Raw genomic sequence first — 16,270 nt, 5'->3', positions numbered from 1 at the left:
CTGCCGAGACCGGGCCGCGGGGCCTGACCTGGCCCGCCCCGTCGCCCTGATACCCCAACCCACCACGCAAACGCAACGGGCGGCGCAGGTGGGAACAACCCAACCGCCTGCCACAGGCGTAACCGCAGGTTCGTTCGGGGTCCTATCCGGCCGCCGGTTCGATGTTCTGGTTGGCATGGAAAAGGTTGTGCGGATCATAGGCCCGCTTGATCGCGGCGAGCCTGTCGTAGTGGTTACCGTAAGTGGCCCGGATCCGGTCCGAACCCTCCCCCACGCCGAGGAAGTTCACATAGGCACCACCCATCGAATGGGGGTGCAACGCCTCCCAGTAATCGACGCACCACTGCCTGACGACGTCGGCGTTCGCCGGGTCGGGGTCGATGCCGGCGAAGACGCCGGACCACAGGGCGTCCCGGTGGTCCCAGGCCGTGTCGTCCGGGCCGACCCGGCCCGCGGCCCCGTCCACCGGATACAGGTGCATGGTCGACAGGGCCGTGGGCAGGTCCGCGGCGTACTTGGCGTGCAGGTCGATCGCCTCGTCCGCGATCCGGTCGAAGAAGTCCCCGCGCCAGTACCACTGGAGGCCCGTGGGAATCAGTTCGTCGAACAGGCTCTGCAACGCGGGATACGGCATCGGCGTGGTGAAGTGGAACGCGGGCGGGGCCGGTTCGTTCACCACCGCGAGGGTGTCCGCGAGGAGGTCGGGGTCGCCGGTCCAGCACCACACCACGCCGCACATCTTCTCGCCGTGGATCTCCGCCGGGAACGGCGGCCCCGGCGGGACGCTGAGCGCGGCGAAGAAGCCGTTCAGGTCCTCGGGTGCCTGCGGCAGGAACTCGCGGTACCACCGCAGCACCTCGCGCGTGCGGTCGACCGGCCACACGGTGACCGCCACACCCACGGTGCGCACCGGATGCAGCCGGAAGTCGAACGACGTGACGATGCCGAAGTTTCCACCGCCACCACGCAGCGCCCAGAACAGGTCCGGATTCTCCGCGGCGCTCGCGGTGACGAAACTGCCGTCGGCGAGTACCACGTCCGCGGCGAGCAGATTGTCGGCGGTCAGACCGTACTTGCGGGTGAGATACCCGTGCCCGCCACCGAGGGTCAGGCCCCCGACACCGGTCGTGGACATGATGCCCGCGGGGGTCGCCAACCCGAACGCGTGCGTGGCGTGGTCGAGGTCGCCCAGTCGGCTGCCGCCGCCGACCCTGGCGGTCTTCGCGGTGGGGTCGACGTGCGCATGGCGCATGGGCGACAGATCGATGGTGACGCCGTCGTCGACCAGGCACAGGCCGGGTCCGCTGTGGCCGCCGCCCCGGACGGCGAGTTCGAGCCCTTTGTCGCGGACGAAATCGACCGCGGCCATGACATCCGCCGCGTCCGTGCATCGGACGACGGCGGCCGGTCGCTTGTCGATCATCGCGTTGTAGATTCTGCAGGCGTCGTCGTACTCCCGATCCTGCGGACCGACGACCGGGCCGCGCAGCGCGGTCCTCATCGCTTCCAACGTGTTGCCGTCCATGGCCGGCTCCTTGCCGAGACGCGGACCGCTACCCACCCTGCTTCTCCCGTGTCGGGCCGCTGGTGAGCGGTTGTGCGCCGACGGCCGGTCCCCTGTTGCACCACAGGCGAATCCCACGCCGCAAGGTCTGACCCATCCAGCATCCCGCCGTGGGTGGAGCCTCGCCAATCCGGCGCCGCGACGTGCCTCGACCGAACGGGACACGCACGGTCGACACGGGTGCCGGCCGCGGTGTGGCGCGCGGCGTCGAGCAGACCGCGCCGCGGTGAACGACACGACCACCGACCGGCGCGTCCCCACCGCGCGTGCCCACGACGTCGCCGGCCACGTACAGCCGCTCAACCCCACTGTGAAACCACGGTGGTTCGGGAACAACCTCGGGTAGCGAATGCTCGCGCTGGGTATGCCGGACCGTCCGCTCCAGCCGGCCCGCCCGCCGACTGACGGCCTACTTTGCCGCGCGGGCCCGCCGCCTCACCGCACGCCTGTGCCCACACCACGCAGGTGCCGTATGTCGTTGTACCGGATCGAGCGGAGTCGGCCGTCCCGGGCACGCCAGTTGGAAATGGAGGCGTTGCCCACCGGGTCCGTGCGCACCAGGCGGTCCACGTCGGTCTCGGTGAGGCCGTCCAGAATGTAACGGAGCATCAGTACCGTCGCGTCGTGGCCGACGATCAGCACGTGCGCGCCGGGTGCGTCGTGGCGCAGATCGGTCAGCAGCGTGCGCAGCCGCAGTGCGACGTCGGCCAGGGACTCGCCGCCCGGTGGGCGGTAGTACAGGTCGCCGACGCGGCGCCGGCGATCCGCCTCGTCGGGGTACAGCTGCTCGATCTCGGTGAGGGTGCGCAGTTCCAGGATGCCCGTCTCGCGGTCGCGCAGGCGTTCGTCGCGGCGCGGACGCGGGAGCAGGAGGCCCGCGCGCGCGGCTTCGCGGGCGATGACGCGCATGGTCGAACGCGCCCTGCGGTACGGCGATACCAGGACCACGTCCGGTGTTTCGCCCCTGATTGCGAGGCGCCGACCCACCGCCGCCGCCTGCTTTTCGCCGAGAGCGGTGAGCGCGATGTCCGCGTCGCGGCCCACCTTCGCCAGGTCGGGCGGCCCGGCGTCGTCGGGATGCGGAAGTCCTGCGGCGGCCGTGGCGGCGGCGAAGGCGGCGTTGGCGGTGCTCTCGCCGTGCCGGACGGCGACAATCTCGGCGGGCCCGTAGGGCGCGGTGTCCGGCGTGTTGATCACGGTGCGCTCCCCGACGTTCGACTCCTGAGAGGGTTCTCACCCCGGATCGCGGGCCGAAACTCGACGCTCCGTCAGTTCGACACGCGAAGAGAGCAATTGCCCCATTCCTCACACCCGGGGAGGGGTGGATAGCGGGTGGGCTGCCGCTGCTCGATCTCCTCGGGCCCGACCGGCTTCCAGACGACGCCGGAGAATGTATGGCCGACGGCGAAGGTCACGGTGAGCAACACCGTCGCGGCGAGCACGGCCTGCACACGCGTCTGCGACACCCGATCCCGCCGGACCGCGCCGTAGCCGAACGCGAGCACACACAGGACGGCAAGCCCGAGCACCCACGGCTGCAACACCGCGGCCTGGTCGCGGCAGTCCGTGTCGCCGTCGTCGCACATGGCGATACCGAGGTTGTTGATCGACCACGAGAGGAACGCGCAGAAAAGAAGCTGGACGGCCAACACGATCCGCCGCGTGATCCGCCGATCACGACGCACCCGATCGGCGTCGGGTTCGAAGTCGGGATCGGGAGCGGGAGCGAGCACCACCACGAGATCGGAGAGCGCGGACGCGGGGAGCCCGTTCGCGGGCCCGCAAACGGACTCGGACTTCGGCGCGAACCGAGCGAAGGGCCGGGGTCGGCGCGGAGACGCGGGGGTGGCTGCGACTCCGGGCGCGGATGCGCTCTCGGAGGTGGGGGTGGGTGCGCTTCCGGGCGCGGATGCGCTCCCGGAGGCGGGGGCGGGTGCGCTTCCGGACGCGGATGCGCTCCCGGAGGCGGGGGCGGGTGCGCTTCCGGACGCGGACGCCGATGCGCTACCGGAGGCGAGGGTGGATGCGACCCCGGGCATGGGCGCCGATGCGCTTCCGGGGGCGGGGATGTGTGCGACTCCGGGCGCGGATGCGCTCTCGGAGGCGAGGATGGGTGCGCTTCCGGACGCCGACGCGCTCTCGGAAGCGGGGATGGGTGCGCTTCCGGACGCCGACGCGCTCTCCGAGGCGAGGATGGATGCGCTTCCGGACGCGGACGCGGATGCGCTCCCGGAAGCGGGGGTGGGTGCGCTTCCGGGCGCGGATGCGCTCTCGGAGGCGGGGGTCGGTGCGCTTCCGGACGCGGATGCCGATGTGGGTACGGGCGGGGGCGGGGGCGCAGCCGCTTCGTCGACTGTGTCTTGCGTTTTCCGTGAGACGTTCGGCGGGGCTTCGACCGCGTCTGCCGTGCCGGGCGGCGGGGCCTGGGAACCGGAATCGGGCCGGACTTCGGCGGCCTCGGCGTCGCCCGCCCCCGCGACACGCCCACCCGGGCTCACGCTCTCCTCGGCCGAGGTCGCCTCTGTCGCCGGGGCTGCCCTCCGCGTCGCTGTCGCTGCCGGTTTCGGCTCCGCGCCCGCCCCGGGCCCCGGCTTCGCCGCCATCGCACCTTTTGGTTCCGCTGTCGTCACGGAACGTGTATCTATCAGATCCCCCGCTCCGCCGAGAAGTGAGTCCGCCGGACTTGTGCAATGATCCGCGCGCGTGTCCGGATAATCTGACTTCATGATCGAACCGCGTGTCGCCCTTGCCACCTGCGCCGAGTTGCCGGACCTGGACCCGGACGAGCGTCTGTTGCTCGAACCGCTTGCCGCGCGCGGCATCCGTGTCGAGCCTGCGGTGTGGGACGACCCGGGGGTGGACTGGGCCGCGTACGACCTCGTGATCCTGCGTTCGGTATGGGACTACCCGGGACGCCACCGGGAGTTCGTCGAATGGGCGGAGAGCGTTCCGCGGCTGGCGAACCCGGCGGCGGTCGTGGCCTGGAACACGGACAAGGCGTACCTGCGCGACCTGACCAGGGTCGGCCTTCCCGTCGTCGAGACGCTGTGGCTGGAGCCCGACTCGACGGTGACGCTGCCGACGACGGGCGTCCACGTGGTCAAGCCGACCGTCAGCGGCGGCTCGCGCGACACGGCCCGGTACGACATGGGCATTCCGGAGAAGCGCGCCCTCGCGGCAGGCCACGCCACCAACCTGCTCGCGGCCGGCCGTACGGTCATGGTCCAGCCGTATCTGGAGGCGGTGGACACGGCCGGCGAGACGGCGCTGATCTACTTCGACGGCGTCTTCAGCCACGCGATCCGCAAGGGCCCGATGCTCGACGACTCGCCGCCGCACGTCGAAGACCTGTTCAAGGCCGAGGACATCAGCCCGCGCGATCCCTCCGACGCGGAACTCGCGGTCGCGGCCCGGGTGATGACCGAGATCCCGTTCGGCCCGCTGTTGTACGCACGTGTCGACCTCGTCCCGGCCGCCGACGGCACACCCACCCTCCTCGAACTCGAACTCTGCGAGCCCTCCCTCTTCCTGGGTCACTGCCCTGCCGCCGCAGACCGCTTCGCCGACGCAATCGCCGCCTCGCTCGGGACCGCATGGTCCTGAGGGGTTTGTGGTCGGGGCGGTCGGGTCGCGGGTGCGGGGGGCGGGTCGGGATGTGTTCCACCCGCACCGCCCGTTGCGTTGGGGGCGGGGGCTGGGGGTTTACTGCGTTGTGGGTCGCCCGATCACGCCTTGTGGCCTGAGGTTACGGGTGGAAGGGTTGCCGGATGGGTCGGTTGTATGACGATGCGCGTCTGGCGGGGGTCTACCAGGCAGGCAACGAGATGCCGGAAACTTCGCTGCGGGCCTGGACGGAGCTGATCGGATCGTTCAGTCCTCGGCCCGCTCCGGCGGTGGTGGAGATCGGTTGCGGTACGGGCATGTTCTGCGCGGCGATGGCTCGGCTGTTGCCCGTGTCGTCGGTGGTCGGGGTCGATGCCTCCGCGGCGATGCTGGTCCAGGCCGACCGGTTCGGCGCTCATCCTCAGGTCCGCTACCTGCGCGGAACCGCGGAGGCGGTACCGACATCGGGAGAACCGTTCGATCTCGCCCTGTTGTCCCGGGTCATCCATCATCTTCCCGATCGTCGTGCGTGTGCACGGGAGTTGGCGCGCATCCTGCGTCCCGATGGTGTCGTCGTCGTTCGTACGACGTTTCGCGAGAACCTGGACGCGATCGTGTATCGCTACTGGCCGGCGCTGCTCGCGAGCGATGCCGAGCGGTTTCCGGGGCGCGACGAGGTGCTCGGCGACTTCGCCTCGGCGGGCTTCTCCGTTGTGGAGGTCCTGTCGTTCGCGCAGCCCGTCACGACGTCTTTGCGGGACTACCACGCCCGCATGTCGACGCGTCCCCAGTCGAAGTTCGTTCACCTGACGGAGCGTGAGTTCAGAGCAGGGCTCGAACTCCTGGAGGCCGATGCGGCTGTCGAGTCGTCCGCGAGGCCCACGCCGGTCGGCGAACGCTACGACGTCGCGGTGCTCGCACGCGGGTCACGCGAGCCGCACGGGTCGTACGGGTCGCCCGGGTAAAGGACTGCTCCGGTCGGGTGTACGGGGTGCTCGGGTGGTGCCGAGGGGAGGGACGATACTCGGATGAGTAACGACATTTCCCTCGAATGGGGCAGTGGCACCACTGCGGGCCTTCGACCGACCGGCGAGGTCTACGCGGCGGTGGGACTGCCCTCGCCCGATGTGTCACCCGGTGCGGACGTGGGCGACGCGACCGAAATCGTCGGGACGGTGACCGCGCGACGCGACGGTCAACCCATCGGCTGGGTGAGCGTGTACCGAAAGGTCGATGCCGTGCCGTGGGCCCAGGGGGAGCAGGCCGGGCGGCTCGCGCGGCGACTGGTGTCCGGGTTCTACGACGACATGCCGGCGACTCTTGAGGAACACGCGGCGTTCGTGCTGATGTACCGCGAGGCCGCCGAACGGGCCCGCGCGGCCGGCGGGCGGGTGCTGAGGTGGAGCGGCGCGGACACCGGCCCCGAGGGCGAGGCCGCCCGCGCGCTCGGCGCGCGTACCGCCGGGGAGATCGCCCGGATCTGGACCGCCGACCCCGCCGACCGGTTGCTGCCGGCCGGCCTACCTGCCGTGTCGGCCCGCCCGTTGCCCTCTCCTGCCGTGGGCCTGGTCGGCGCGGGCGCCGAGGTCGGCGTCACGGTCGACGGCGACCGCGCGTACGTCGATGCCGGCGAGGCGATCCGCGCCGCCGGCGTCGAGGCGGATGTACTGGCCGCCCTGCTCGCCGAACTTCTCAGCCGCCTGCACCACGATCACCCGGCCGTCCGCGAACTCGCCGTCTTCGAATTCGACGCCGACACCACCGGCACGATCCGCCACGCCCTCCCCCTCGCCGGCCTGCGCATCGCCGATCGCGTCCTCGACTACGAACTTTCCCTGGACTGAGGCGGAAACAGACACAGGAGCCGAGCCGGAGCCGAGCACGAATCGAGAGGAGTCGAGAGAAGCCGAGAGACGTCGAGAGGAGTCGAGAGGGGTCGAGGCGTCAGTCGGCCGCAGTACGTCGGCCAGCGAACCTGACGCCCCGTCACCATCCCCTCGCGCTGGGCGAGTTCGTACGGCAGAATCCCTCCTCATGATCGATGACAGGGTGGGTTGGCTCGCGACGATAGGCAGGGGGTGGTCGCCGCGCGTGCGCACGTTCGCGGTGGCCGTCGTCGTGGCGGTGTTCGCGGTCGCAGCGGGGACGGCCGGGTGGTCGGCGTGTCAACTTCCCTCGTGGGACCGGCAGATGGACCTGCACGTGTACTTCGGTGCGGTGCACGCCGTGCGCGACGGCGTCCCGCTGTACACGTACGTGGCGGAGAACGGTGATCCGTTCACCTACCCGCCGTTCGCACTACTGATGTTCTGGCCGCTGGGCGGACTCTCCGAGCCGGCCGCGCGTGTGCTGTGGACGCTTGCGACCCTGGTCGCGGTGGTCGGGATAGCAGCGGCGATGACGGCCCGCAACGGGATGGTCGGCCGTCGCCGGCTCGTCGCCGTGACCCTGGCCGGCGCGGGGGCGCTGATCTGGTCGACGCCGTTGCAGAGCAATCTGCGATTGGGCCAAGTCAGCGTGTTTCTGGTCCTGTCGGCCCTCGTGGACGCGCTCGGCCTGACCCCACGCCCGCTGCGCGGCGTGCTGACCGGGGTCGCGGCGGCGATCAAGCTGACACCGCTGTTGTTCGTGCCCTACCTGTGGATCACCGGACGGCGCCGTGACGCGATCCGGGCGGGCGCGGCGTTCGCGGTGTGTACCGGCGGTACTGCCGTGTTGTGGCCGGCGGCGTCGGTGACGTTCTGGACCGAGGCGGTCTTCGCGACGTCGCGCATCGGCAACCTGGCCGCGACCGGCAATCAGTCCCTCAACGGCGCGTTGATCCGCTCCGGCATAGTGCCGCCCGAACGCGCGGTCGCCTGGTTGATCCTGTCCGCCCTCGTCTGCGTGATCGCGCTGGTCGGCGCCCGCGAGTGCCATCGCGGAGGTGGCGTCGCGCAGGGCGCGGTGGTGGTGGGTTGTGCGACGGTCGTGGCGTCGCCGGTGTCCTGGACGCACCATCAAGTGTGGTTGGTCCTCGCGGGGTTGCTGCTCGTGGGCGGCCCACGCAAGATGCGGATCGCGTGGGGCGCGGCGCTGCTCGTGCTCATGACGTTCAGCGTGGGCGGCCTGCTGCCGAACACGTTCGCCCGTGACAACGTACGGCTGCTCGCGGCGCTCGCGGTGTGTACGTGGGGGTTGGCGCCGCTGCGACACCGGGCCCTGGCGACGGTTCCGGTGATTCCGGGTGTGCGCGTGCTGCTGCGCCCACGCACCGCGCTGGTGTACACGGGGGTGCTGGCGGTGGCGGCCGTGGGCGTGCTGATGGCCGTCCATGAACGCCCTGTCGAGGTACGGGTGCAGATGGCGACCGACCAGGACCAGTCCTTCTGGGGCGAGGACCCCAACGGATGCATGGGCTACTCACCGCTCGACGGGAATCCTTCGTCGTCCGGGGCCTGGCGCTGCGTAAGCAGCGTCGACGCCGACTCCCGCGGCCGACAGCTCAACTTCAGCTCGGGCATGGGCGGCCCGCAAACACAGGGCTGGGTCGTCATCCAGGGTCAGGTCGGCCCACACGTGGCACGCCTGGTCTTCGTTCCGGTCGAGGGGGGCCGGGCGGTCACGGTTCCGCTGCTTCCCCTGTCGAAGCCGGTCGGCACACCGCTGTATCTACCGGACACGTACCGCAGGAACATGCACGCCCCGCCCGATCCTTCGGACCCGCCCGTCTCCACGGCGCCCATCCCGGTCGTTGACGGCCGATTGCCCAGTGCCCGCAGCTTCTCGATCGCCGCGAGTTCGACTGATCACTCCCTGCTGTTGGCCTTCGGCCCCGACGGGCAACTCGTCTCCGACGGCGGGATGAAACTGCGCAACGGCTGACCCTCGCCCGAACCACCGCCAGACGGGGTATCGGCTCGCATGGACCGATACCCCGACGAGGCCGGCATCCGCGTCACGTCCGCGTGTACGTCGTGACCGACACACCGCTGTCGAGCACCACGCCCCCGGTGCGCGTGAACGCCGTGACCGCGAACTCCCCCGACATCAGGGGGATCCCGGTGCCGATCATGATCGGGTAGGTCTTGACGATCACCTCGTCGATCTCGGGCAGCAACGCGCCGGCGAGTTGCGCGCCACCGGCCACCCAGATGCCCTTGTCGCCCGCTTCCGTCTTGAGTTCGCGCACGGCGGCGAGCGGGTCGCCCGCGACGAGGGTGACGGCCGGGTCGGGACTCTCGGTGATGCTGCTCGTGACGACGTACGTACGCAGGTGTCGGTAGGGGTTCGTGATGCCGGCCTTCAAGGCCGGTTCGTAGGTCGCGCGCCCCATCAACACGGTGTCGAAGTGCCGGTACTCGGCGTCCGGCGCGACACCGAAGTGCGAGGCGACGTGCGTGGGGAGCGTCTCGGGATACTCGCGGACGAGGTACTCCACCGTTGCGTCGGCGATCGGGAAGAAGTCGAAGTTGCCGTCCCGGTCGGCGATGAAGCCGTCGAGGGTGGAGGCGATGAAGTAGGTGAGCTTTCGCATGTGGCTCTTTCCTGTAAGCGGACATCGGATGACCGCGTGGCCGGGTGCCCGGCGGTTGGCATGCGGCGCGTGGCATTCCCGACAGTGACAACTACAGTTATAGTGCTTCATGTGTAGTGGTTGCAACGCCTTTTCCCGACGGATCCACGCCGAACCCGCCCCGACAGCAGCCTCGCGGGCCGTGGCTCGGGCATCGTGTGCCGTCCGACCGGAGGAGGTTTCACCCGGCGACCACACGACGGTGGCCACCCCTTCTACGTCGCGATGCCGGGACTGATCATCAAGCGCCGGACCGGGCCCGACCCGTCTCCCGAGTCGCCGCCGCTCGGGGCGATGCGCGGCATCGTGGATCCGATCGTCGTCGAGGACGCGATAGTCACCGCGGATTCGTGCGCCCGGCGGTTCGCCCTACCAGGGCCGCGAGTCGGGCCCCGGCAGCGGCCGCAGGTCCGGGCCGGCCTTGCGCAGTCGGGCCCGCAACTCCGCTGCCAGCAGGCCGAGTTCGCGTATCGGCTCATGGGCGGTTTCGGCGACCACGCCCAGTCGGTGGACCAGCCGCTCGCGGGCCGAGACGTAGCCCCAGTCGAAGTCCTCCATCGTGGCCCGCGCCAGGTGGTCCACGGTCGCCCGGTGCGCGCGCTCGACCAGCGCGTCGCCGCGGATCAGCCAGCCGGCGCATGCGTCCGCGAGTGCGCCGACCACGTCCACGTCCAGGCCGGTGGCGTCCCGCCAGGTCGAGCGATACACCGCCTCCGCCTCGGCGAGCGACGTCGCCGGCACCGACATCGCGCTCCAGCACGTCGGGAACCCGGCCCGGAGGTAAGCCAGTTCCACGATTCCGTCGCCGAGCGCGGCATGCTCGAAGTCGACGAAGCGCACGCCGCCGGCGGTCCGCAGGTCGTTGCCGGGGCACGGGTCGCCGTGCAGTAGCGCGTAGTGACCCGCCGGGTCGGTCCGTTCGACCAATGCGGCCAGTTCGGCCGGCACCCCCGCCGGTACCGGCACGTCCAGCGCGGTCGCGAAGGCGAGGAACGACTCCACGTCGGCCGGGCCGGGGCCCTGCGACCGGGGCAGTACCCCCGCGTCGTCCACGCCGGTCAGCGCGTGCAGGCGGGCCAGTGCGGCGGCGTAGCCGGGCAGCCAGTCGTCGGTGGCGCCCAGGTCTTCGAGGTATTCCAGGACCAGGACCCGTTCGGTCGGATCGGTGCCCAGTACGGCCGGTCCCACGGGACCGCGGGCGGCCAGCCGCAGGCCGGTGAGTTCGCGCGTGAAGCGCTCGTCGGCGCCGTGTCGGTGATCGCCCGCGTCGGTGACCTGTTTGACGATGGCTCGCTCGCCCGCGATCTCCACCTGCCACACGCGCGATCGAGGGCTGCTGTCGAGCAGCCGAACGTTGCGCGGCTCACCGAGCGAGGCCCGCAGCGCGTCTCCCAAGGGCACCCGTTCCGTCATGGTCGAACACCCTACCCACCCACCCGGCCGTCCCGCGGAACCGACGCAGACCGCACCGACCGCACCGACCGAGTATCGTGGGCGGGTCCGTTTTCCCCGTTCGTTTGGAGATCCGCCATGAGGTGCGTCATCGCTCGAATCGCGCCCGTGAACGATCGACCCCATCGAGCGAACAGGATGTTCGGACCCCTTGACGAACGAATCGACGAAGAACGAAGGACCCGAGAAACACCCTGAACCCCACGCGGCACCCCTTGCTGACGGCCCGTCACCGCAGGAGGGTCGCGGTCTCGCCCGGGTGCTGCCCGACGTCACGCTCCTGCGGACGTCGCGCGACTTTCGGCTGGTTTGGACCGCCGGCCTGATCGGCATGCTCGGCTCGGCGTTCCCGCTGCTCGTGGCGGTGCCGTTGCAGGTCATGCGGATCACCGGATCGACGGTCGCGGTCGGCCTGATCGGGGTCGCCGAACTGATCCCGATGCTGCTGCTCGGGCTGTACGGCGGCGCGCTCGCGGACGCCGTCGATCGGCGACGCCTGGTGCTGCTGACCGAGGTCGGGCTCGCCGTGACCACGGCGGGGATGCTGGCCAACGCATTGCTTGATCGTCCGCTGTTGTGGCCGCTGTACGTGGGCGCCGCGTTGACCGCGGCCCTCCAGGCGTTGCAGTGGCCCGCGGCCGGTGCGATGGTGCCGCAGTTGGTGCCGCACGAGCAGTTGCCCGCCGCGGCGTCGCTCGGTTCGCTGAGCGGAAATCTCGCGGTCGTGGTCGGCCCCGCGCTCGGCGGCGTGGTGGCCGCGACGGCGGGACTCCCCGCCGCGTATCTGATCGGTCTCGCGACGTTCGTGGGGTCGATCGTGCTGCTGTGCCGAGTGCGGCCGCTGCCGGCGCGCGCGGAATCCGAACCGGCGTCGCTGCGCGGCATCGGCGAGGGGCTGCGCTACGTCGGTGCTCGGCCGGTCCTGCTCGGCACCAACCTGGTGGACCTGGTGGTGACCGTATTCGCCCTGCCCACCGCGCTGTTCGCGTTCCTGGCCGACGACCTGGACGCGATGTGGGCGCTCGGACTGCTGTACGCGGCACCTGCGGCGGGCAGCATCGCGGCCGGGGCCACCAGCGGTTGGCTCGGACGGGTGGATCGGCACGGCCGTGTGGTCGTGGTCGCGAGCGCGGTGTCGGCCGCGGCGATCCTCGGCGCGGGCCTGGCCGGCACGATCGCTCTGCTGTTGCCCCTGCTCGTGCTCGCCGGGGCAGGCAACTGCCTTGCCGATGCCGCTAGTTCGGTGATCTGGAACCAGTCGGTGCCGGACCGGATCCGGGGCCGGTTGGCGGGGATCGAGTTGCTCGCCGGCGAGATCGGACCGACGTTGGGCCAGGTCCGGTCGGGCTTCGTCGCGGCACGGCTCGGCGTACGGGCCGCGGTGTGGACGGGCGGCCTGGCCGCGCTCGGCGGGGCGGGCGTCCTGGGAGGTGCACTGCGCGGGTTGTGGCGCTATGACGCGCGCACCGACCCGGACGCCGTCGCGGCCAAGCGGGATCGGGAGGTCGTGCCGACCGACTGAGCACGGGGGGTCGGCCCCGTCCGGGGTCGGCCCCGCTCAACCTTCCCGCCGGACCGAACTCCCGTGCAGGACCGCCATCGCCGCGTTGTGGCCGGGGATGCCGCTCACCCCGCCGCCGCGCCGTGCGCCGGCCCCGCACAGCAGGATCCGCTCGTGGGCCGTCTCGACGCCCCACGTGCCGTGCGTGTCGGGGTCCTCGGCGTACGGCCAGGAGAGGTCCCGATGAAAGATGTGCCCTGCGGGCAGGCCGAGTTCGTGCTCCAGGTCGAGGGGCGTGCGGACCTCGAGGCAGGGGTTGCCGTCGCCGTCGCGCAGTAGACAGTCCTCGATCGGTTCCGCGAGCACGTCGTCGACGGAGTCGAGCATCGCGCGCAGGGCCTTCGCCCGGGCGCCGTCGTTGTCGTCGGCGAACAGGCGGGCGGGCATGTGCAGGCCGAACAGGGTCAGGGTGTGCACGCCCGCCGCGCGGGGCCCGGGACCGAGGATGGACGCGTCGGTGAGCGTGTGGCAGTACATCTCCCCCGCCGCCGGCGCGGGCATCTCGCCGGCCGCGGCCCGGTCGTACGCCGCTGCGAGCTGCGTGTATCCCTCGTTGACGTGGAAGGTGCCCGCGAACGCCCGGCGCGGGTCGGCGAGCGGATCCCGCAGGCGCGGCAGCCGGGCGAGCACCATGTTGACCTTGAGTTGTGACCCCTCGGGCGCCGGGCCGCCGGGGGCGTCGCCGAGGAGTCGGTCCAGCGTGTCGGGCGCGATCGCGGCGAGCACGTGCCCGCCCGTCACGCGATATTCCTCGTCACCGATCGTGTAGCGCACGTCGCCGTCCGAATCCACCGCGGTGACCGCCGCTCCCGTACGCAGCTCGGCCCCCGCCGCGCGGGCCGCGTCGGCGAGGCCCGCCGTGACGGCGCCCATGCCGCCCACCGGCACGTCCCAGTCCCCTGTTCCGCCGCCGATCACGTGATAGAGGAAGCAGCGGTTCTGCCGCAACGCGGGGTCGTCCATCGCGGCGAACGTGCCGATCAGCGCGTCCGTGGCCACCACACCGCGGACCGTGTCGTCGGCGAACTCCGCCTCGATCACGCCCGACAGCGGCTGCGCGAACAGCGCGTCCCACACTCGGTCGTCGTCCACGAGTCGGCGAAACTCCGGTGCGGAGCGCAGCGGTTCGGTGAGGCTGGGAAACACTCGCTCGGCCAGTCGTGCCGTGGCCGCGCCGAACCGCTCCCACGCGTCGGCCTCGCGCGCTCCCGCGAAGCGGGTCAGTTCGGCGCGAGTTCCGGCCCGATCCGCGGCGTCGACGAGGAAACCGCCGTCGCCGAGCGGCGTGTACGACCCGACGCGTCGACGGCGCAGGACGACGGGCAGCCGCAGGTCGTCGACGATCTTGCGGGGCAGCAGGCTGACGAGGTACGAGTATCGCGACAGGCGCACGTCGACGCCCGGGAACGGCCGGCACGACACCGCCGCGCCGCCGACCTCGCCGAGCCGCTCCAGCACCACGACCGACCGGCCGGCCCGCGCCAGATAGGCGGCCGCGACCAGGCCGTTGTGGCCTCCACCGATGACGACGACATCGAAGTTCCCACCGTCACGCACCACACAACCCTCCAAAGCCGGCGATCCCGGGCCGCCCGACAACCACAAAGGCAGCCTACGCACGCCACCCCGCACACCGACGCAACGGCCGCCGCGAAGCCGTCTCCGACGATCAACACCGCACGCCCACCCAAACACTCGCCGGCCCGACACTCCGCCACACCGACACGCGCCGCGCCCACGCTCAGCCGCACCTACGCTTCGCCACACCGACACCCGCCGCGCCGACGCTCCGCCGCACCCAAGCTCGCCGCGCCCGCGTTCCGCCGCACCCACGCTCGCCTCGCTCCGCCACACCCACACTCGCCCTGCCGACGCTCAGCCGCACCCACACTCAGCCGAGCCGACACGCACCACGCCCACGCTCCGCCACACCCACACTCGCCCTGCCGACGGCTCCGCCACGCCCCCGCTCGGCCGCCCCCACTCGGCCACGCCGACGCTAGGCCGTCGACACTCGCCGCGCCGACACCCAGCCGTTCCACCCTCCGCCGCCCCGACGTTCGGTTCGGCCCCGTGGGACCGGCGGCCCGTCGGCTCCCGGCGGCCGGCCGACCTCTGCCTGCCCCGTCGCCCTGACCTGCGGGCCTGTCCGGCTCCCGGCTACGCTGCCCGACGACATGGTTAGCATTCGGGTGCTCGGATCCTTCGAGGCCGATGTGGACGACCTCTCGGTCCCCCTCGGCGGTCCTCGTCAGTGTGCCGTGCTCGCACTGCTGGTCTGCGCGCGCGGCGAGGTGGTCTCCCTCGATCGGATGATCGACGACCTGTGGCGCGGCGAACCACCTCCGCAGGCCGTCACGTCGCTCCAGGCGTACGTGTCCAACCTGCGCCGCCTGCTCGAACCCGGTCGGCCGCGGCGCACCCCCGCGCGTCTGCTGGTGAGCAGTTCTCCCGGCTACGCGCTGCGGGTGGCCGAACACGACGTCGACGCCTGGCGGTTCGAGTCCGTGCTGCGGGCCGCGCACGAGCGGGTGGCCGCCGACCCGGCCGGCGCACGCCACCTGACCGAGCAGGCCCTCGGACTGTGGCGCGGCCCGGCGTTCGCGGCCGTGGCGGACGAGCCGTGGGCCGGCGCCGAGATCGCCCGACTGGACGAACTGCGCCTGGACGCACGTGAATTGCACGTCGCGGCGGGACTGCGCTGCGGCGACGCGACCGGCGCTGCCGTGGCTGCCGAGCAGCTGACCCGGGATCAGCCGCTGCGCGAAGAGGGTTGGCGGCTGCACGCGTTGGCGCTGTGGGCCGGGCGGCGCCAGGCCGACGCGCTCGCTACGCTGCGCCGGGCGCGAGCCGTACTCGCCGCCGACGTCGGCCTCGATCCGGGTCCCGCCCTGATCGAGGTGGAGGAGGCGATCCTCACGCAGCGCGAGGACGTACTGCGGGCCGCGACCACGCCCGCGCCCCCGATCCGACCACCCGCCGGCGCCGTCGCCACGCCCGTGCCCGTACCTCTACCCGCCGCCGTGCCCGTGCCCGCCGAGTCCCTCGACGCCGAGCCGCCCGCCGACCCCGACCTGTTCGTCGGTCGCGACGGTGAACTCGCCGCGCTCGCCGCCACCGCCGCCGAGGTCCGGTCCGGTCGTACCCGCGTCGCGCTGGTCACGGGCGAGGCGGGCTTGGGCAAGTCCGCGCTGCTCGCGCGGTTCACCGCACGGTTGGAGCACGAAGGCTGGCTGGTGGCGACCGGCCGCTGCCCCGAGGTCGAGGACGCGCCGCCGGCGTGGGCGTGGGTCGAGGTACTGCGCACGGTGGCCGAGACGGTGCCCGTCCGCGCCGAACACGCCGCCGCGCTCGCACCGTTGACCAGCGCGGACGACGTGGCCGGGCGCCGCGAAGACGCGTCCGTCGAGCGGTTCCGAATGCACCGCGCGCTGCGCGCCTGGCTCGCGGACGCCGCGCTGGTGCGGCCCACGGCCGTACTGCTCGACGACCTGCACCTCGCCGACGTGGAGACCCTCGCGCTGCTGCTGTCGTG

At 71.7% G+C, this 16,270-nt stretch carries 12 protein-coding genes; 6 read left to right on the top strand and 6 right to left on the bottom strand.

The features are described 5' to 3' along the window. Positions 1–142: 142 nt before the first annotated feature. The 3 genes from GT354_RS25490 to GT354_RS25480 all read right to left on the bottom strand — a co-directional run bounded on the left by GT354_RS25490 (position 143) and on the right by GT354_RS25480 (position 3,300). Positions 143–1,525, bottom strand: a complete 1,383-nt coding sequence (locus GT354_RS25490) for an FAD-binding oxidoreductase (protein ID WP_161358708.1) — start codon at positions 1,523–1,525, stop codon at positions 143–145. Between the two features lie 474 nt (positions 1,526–1,999). Beyond that, entirely contained in the window at positions 2,000–2,761 is a 762-nt protein-coding gene (locus GT354_RS25485; RefSeq protein WP_202512276.1) for a histidine phosphatase family protein, read from the bottom strand. Between the two features lie 71 nt (positions 2,762–2,832). Further along, positions 2,833–3,300 (bottom strand): hypothetical protein, encoded by a 468-nt coding sequence (locus GT354_RS25480; RefSeq protein ID WP_161358707.1) that lies wholly within the window; start codon positions 3,298–3,300, stop codon positions 2,833–2,835. A 988-nt stretch (positions 3,301–4,288) separates the two neighbouring features. Here GT354_RS25480 and GT354_RS25475 point away from each other — a divergent pair. From GT354_RS25475 to GT354_RS25460, 4 genes are all read left to right on the top strand, one after another. Beyond that, positions 4,289–5,167 (top strand): hypothetical protein, encoded by an 879-nt coding sequence (locus tag GT354_RS25475; protein WP_161358706.1) that lies wholly within the window; start codon positions 4,289–4,291, stop codon positions 5,165–5,167. Positions 5,168–5,331: 164 nt separating this feature from the next. Next, a complete protein-coding gene (locus GT354_RS25470; RefSeq protein ID WP_161358705.1) occupies positions 5,332–6,132 on the top strand; it encodes a class I SAM-dependent methyltransferase in 801 nt (266 codons plus the stop codon). 63 nt (positions 6,133–6,195) lie between these two features. Then, positions 6,196–7,011 carry a hypothetical protein gene (locus GT354_RS25465; RefSeq protein ID WP_161358704.1) on the top strand — a complete coding sequence of 272 codons (816 nt, stop codon included), beginning with the start codon at positions 6,196–6,198 and terminating at the stop codon, positions 7,009–7,011. Positions 7,012–7,201: 190 nt separating this feature from the next. Further along, positions 7,202–9,031: a glycosyltransferase 87 family protein gene (locus tag GT354_RS25460; RefSeq protein ID WP_237535441.1), complete on the top strand. Its 1,830-nt coding sequence runs from the start codon at positions 7,202–7,204 to the stop codon at positions 9,029–9,031. A gap of 73 nt (positions 9,032–9,104) precedes the next feature. On the opposite strand, the gene GT354_RS25455 is transcribed toward GT354_RS25460, so the two are convergent. Beyond that, a complete protein-coding gene (locus tag GT354_RS25455) occupies positions 9,105–9,683 on the bottom strand; it encodes a dihydrofolate reductase family protein (protein WP_161358703.1) in 579 nt (192 codons plus the stop codon). 408 nt (positions 9,684–10,091) lie between these two features. Continuing rightward, complete coding sequence (locus tag GT354_RS25450; protein WP_161358702.1) at positions 10,092–11,135, bottom strand: phosphotransferase; 1,044 nt, start codon at positions 11,133–11,135, stop codon at positions 10,092–10,094. Between the two features lie 190 nt (positions 11,136–11,325). On the opposite strand from GT354_RS25450, the gene GT354_RS25445 reads away from it, so the two are divergent. Then, complete coding sequence (locus tag GT354_RS25445; RefSeq protein WP_237535440.1) at positions 11,326–12,696, top strand: MFS transporter; 1,371 nt, start codon at positions 11,326–11,328, stop codon at positions 12,694–12,696. A gap of 36 nt (positions 12,697–12,732) precedes the next feature. Here the strand turns inward: GT354_RS25445 and GT354_RS25440 are convergent, their stop codons facing one another. Continuing rightward, positions 12,733–14,292: an NAD(P)/FAD-dependent oxidoreductase gene (locus GT354_RS25440; protein WP_161358701.1), complete on the bottom strand. Its 1,560-nt coding sequence runs from the start codon at positions 14,290–14,292 to the stop codon at positions 12,733–12,735. Between the two features lie 620 nt (positions 14,293–14,912). On the opposite strand from GT354_RS25440, the gene GT354_RS25435 reads away from it, so the two are divergent. Beyond that, a partial coding sequence (locus tag GT354_RS25435; protein WP_161358700.1) for a BTAD domain-containing putative transcriptional regulator occupies positions 14,913–16,270 on the top strand: 1,358 nt, incomplete at its 3' end.

The sequence above is a fragment of the Streptomyces sp. SID3343 genome (assembly GCF_009865215.1).
GTDB lineage: Bacteria > Actinomycetota > Actinomycetes > Streptomycetales > Streptomycetaceae > Embleya.
The sequence above is the reverse complement of the archived record's forward strand: the minus strand, read 5'-3'. Positions and strand labels throughout refer to the sequence as shown.

Excerpts from the sequence above, each read along its gene's own strand:
- GT354_RS25490 (WP_161358708.1), bottom strand. The coding sequence starts at position 1,525 with ATGGACGGCAACACGTTGGAAGCGATGAGGACCGCGCTGCGCGGCCCG.
- GT354_RS25475 (WP_161358706.1), top strand. The coding sequence starts at position 4,289 with ATGATCGAACCGCGTGTCGCCCTTGCCACCTGCGCCGAGTTGCCGGAC.
- GT354_RS25470 (WP_161358705.1), top strand. The coding sequence starts at position 5,332 with ATGGGTCGGTTGTATGACGATGCGCGTCTGGCGGGGGTCTACCAGGCA.
- GT354_RS25465 (WP_161358704.1), top strand. The coding sequence starts at position 6,196 with ATGAGTAACGACATTTCCCTCGAATGGGGCAGTGGCACCACTGCGGGC.
- GT354_RS25460 (WP_237535441.1), top strand. The coding sequence starts at position 7,202 with ATGATCGATGACAGGGTGGGTTGGCTCGCGACGATAGGCAGGGGGTGG.
- GT354_RS25455 (WP_161358703.1), bottom strand. The coding sequence starts at position 9,683 with ATGCGAAAGCTCACCTACTTCATCGCCTCCACCCTCGACGGCTTCATC.
- GT354_RS25450 (WP_161358702.1), bottom strand. The coding sequence starts at position 11,135 with ATGACGGAACGGGTGCCCTTGGGAGACGCGCTGCGGGCCTCGCTCGGT.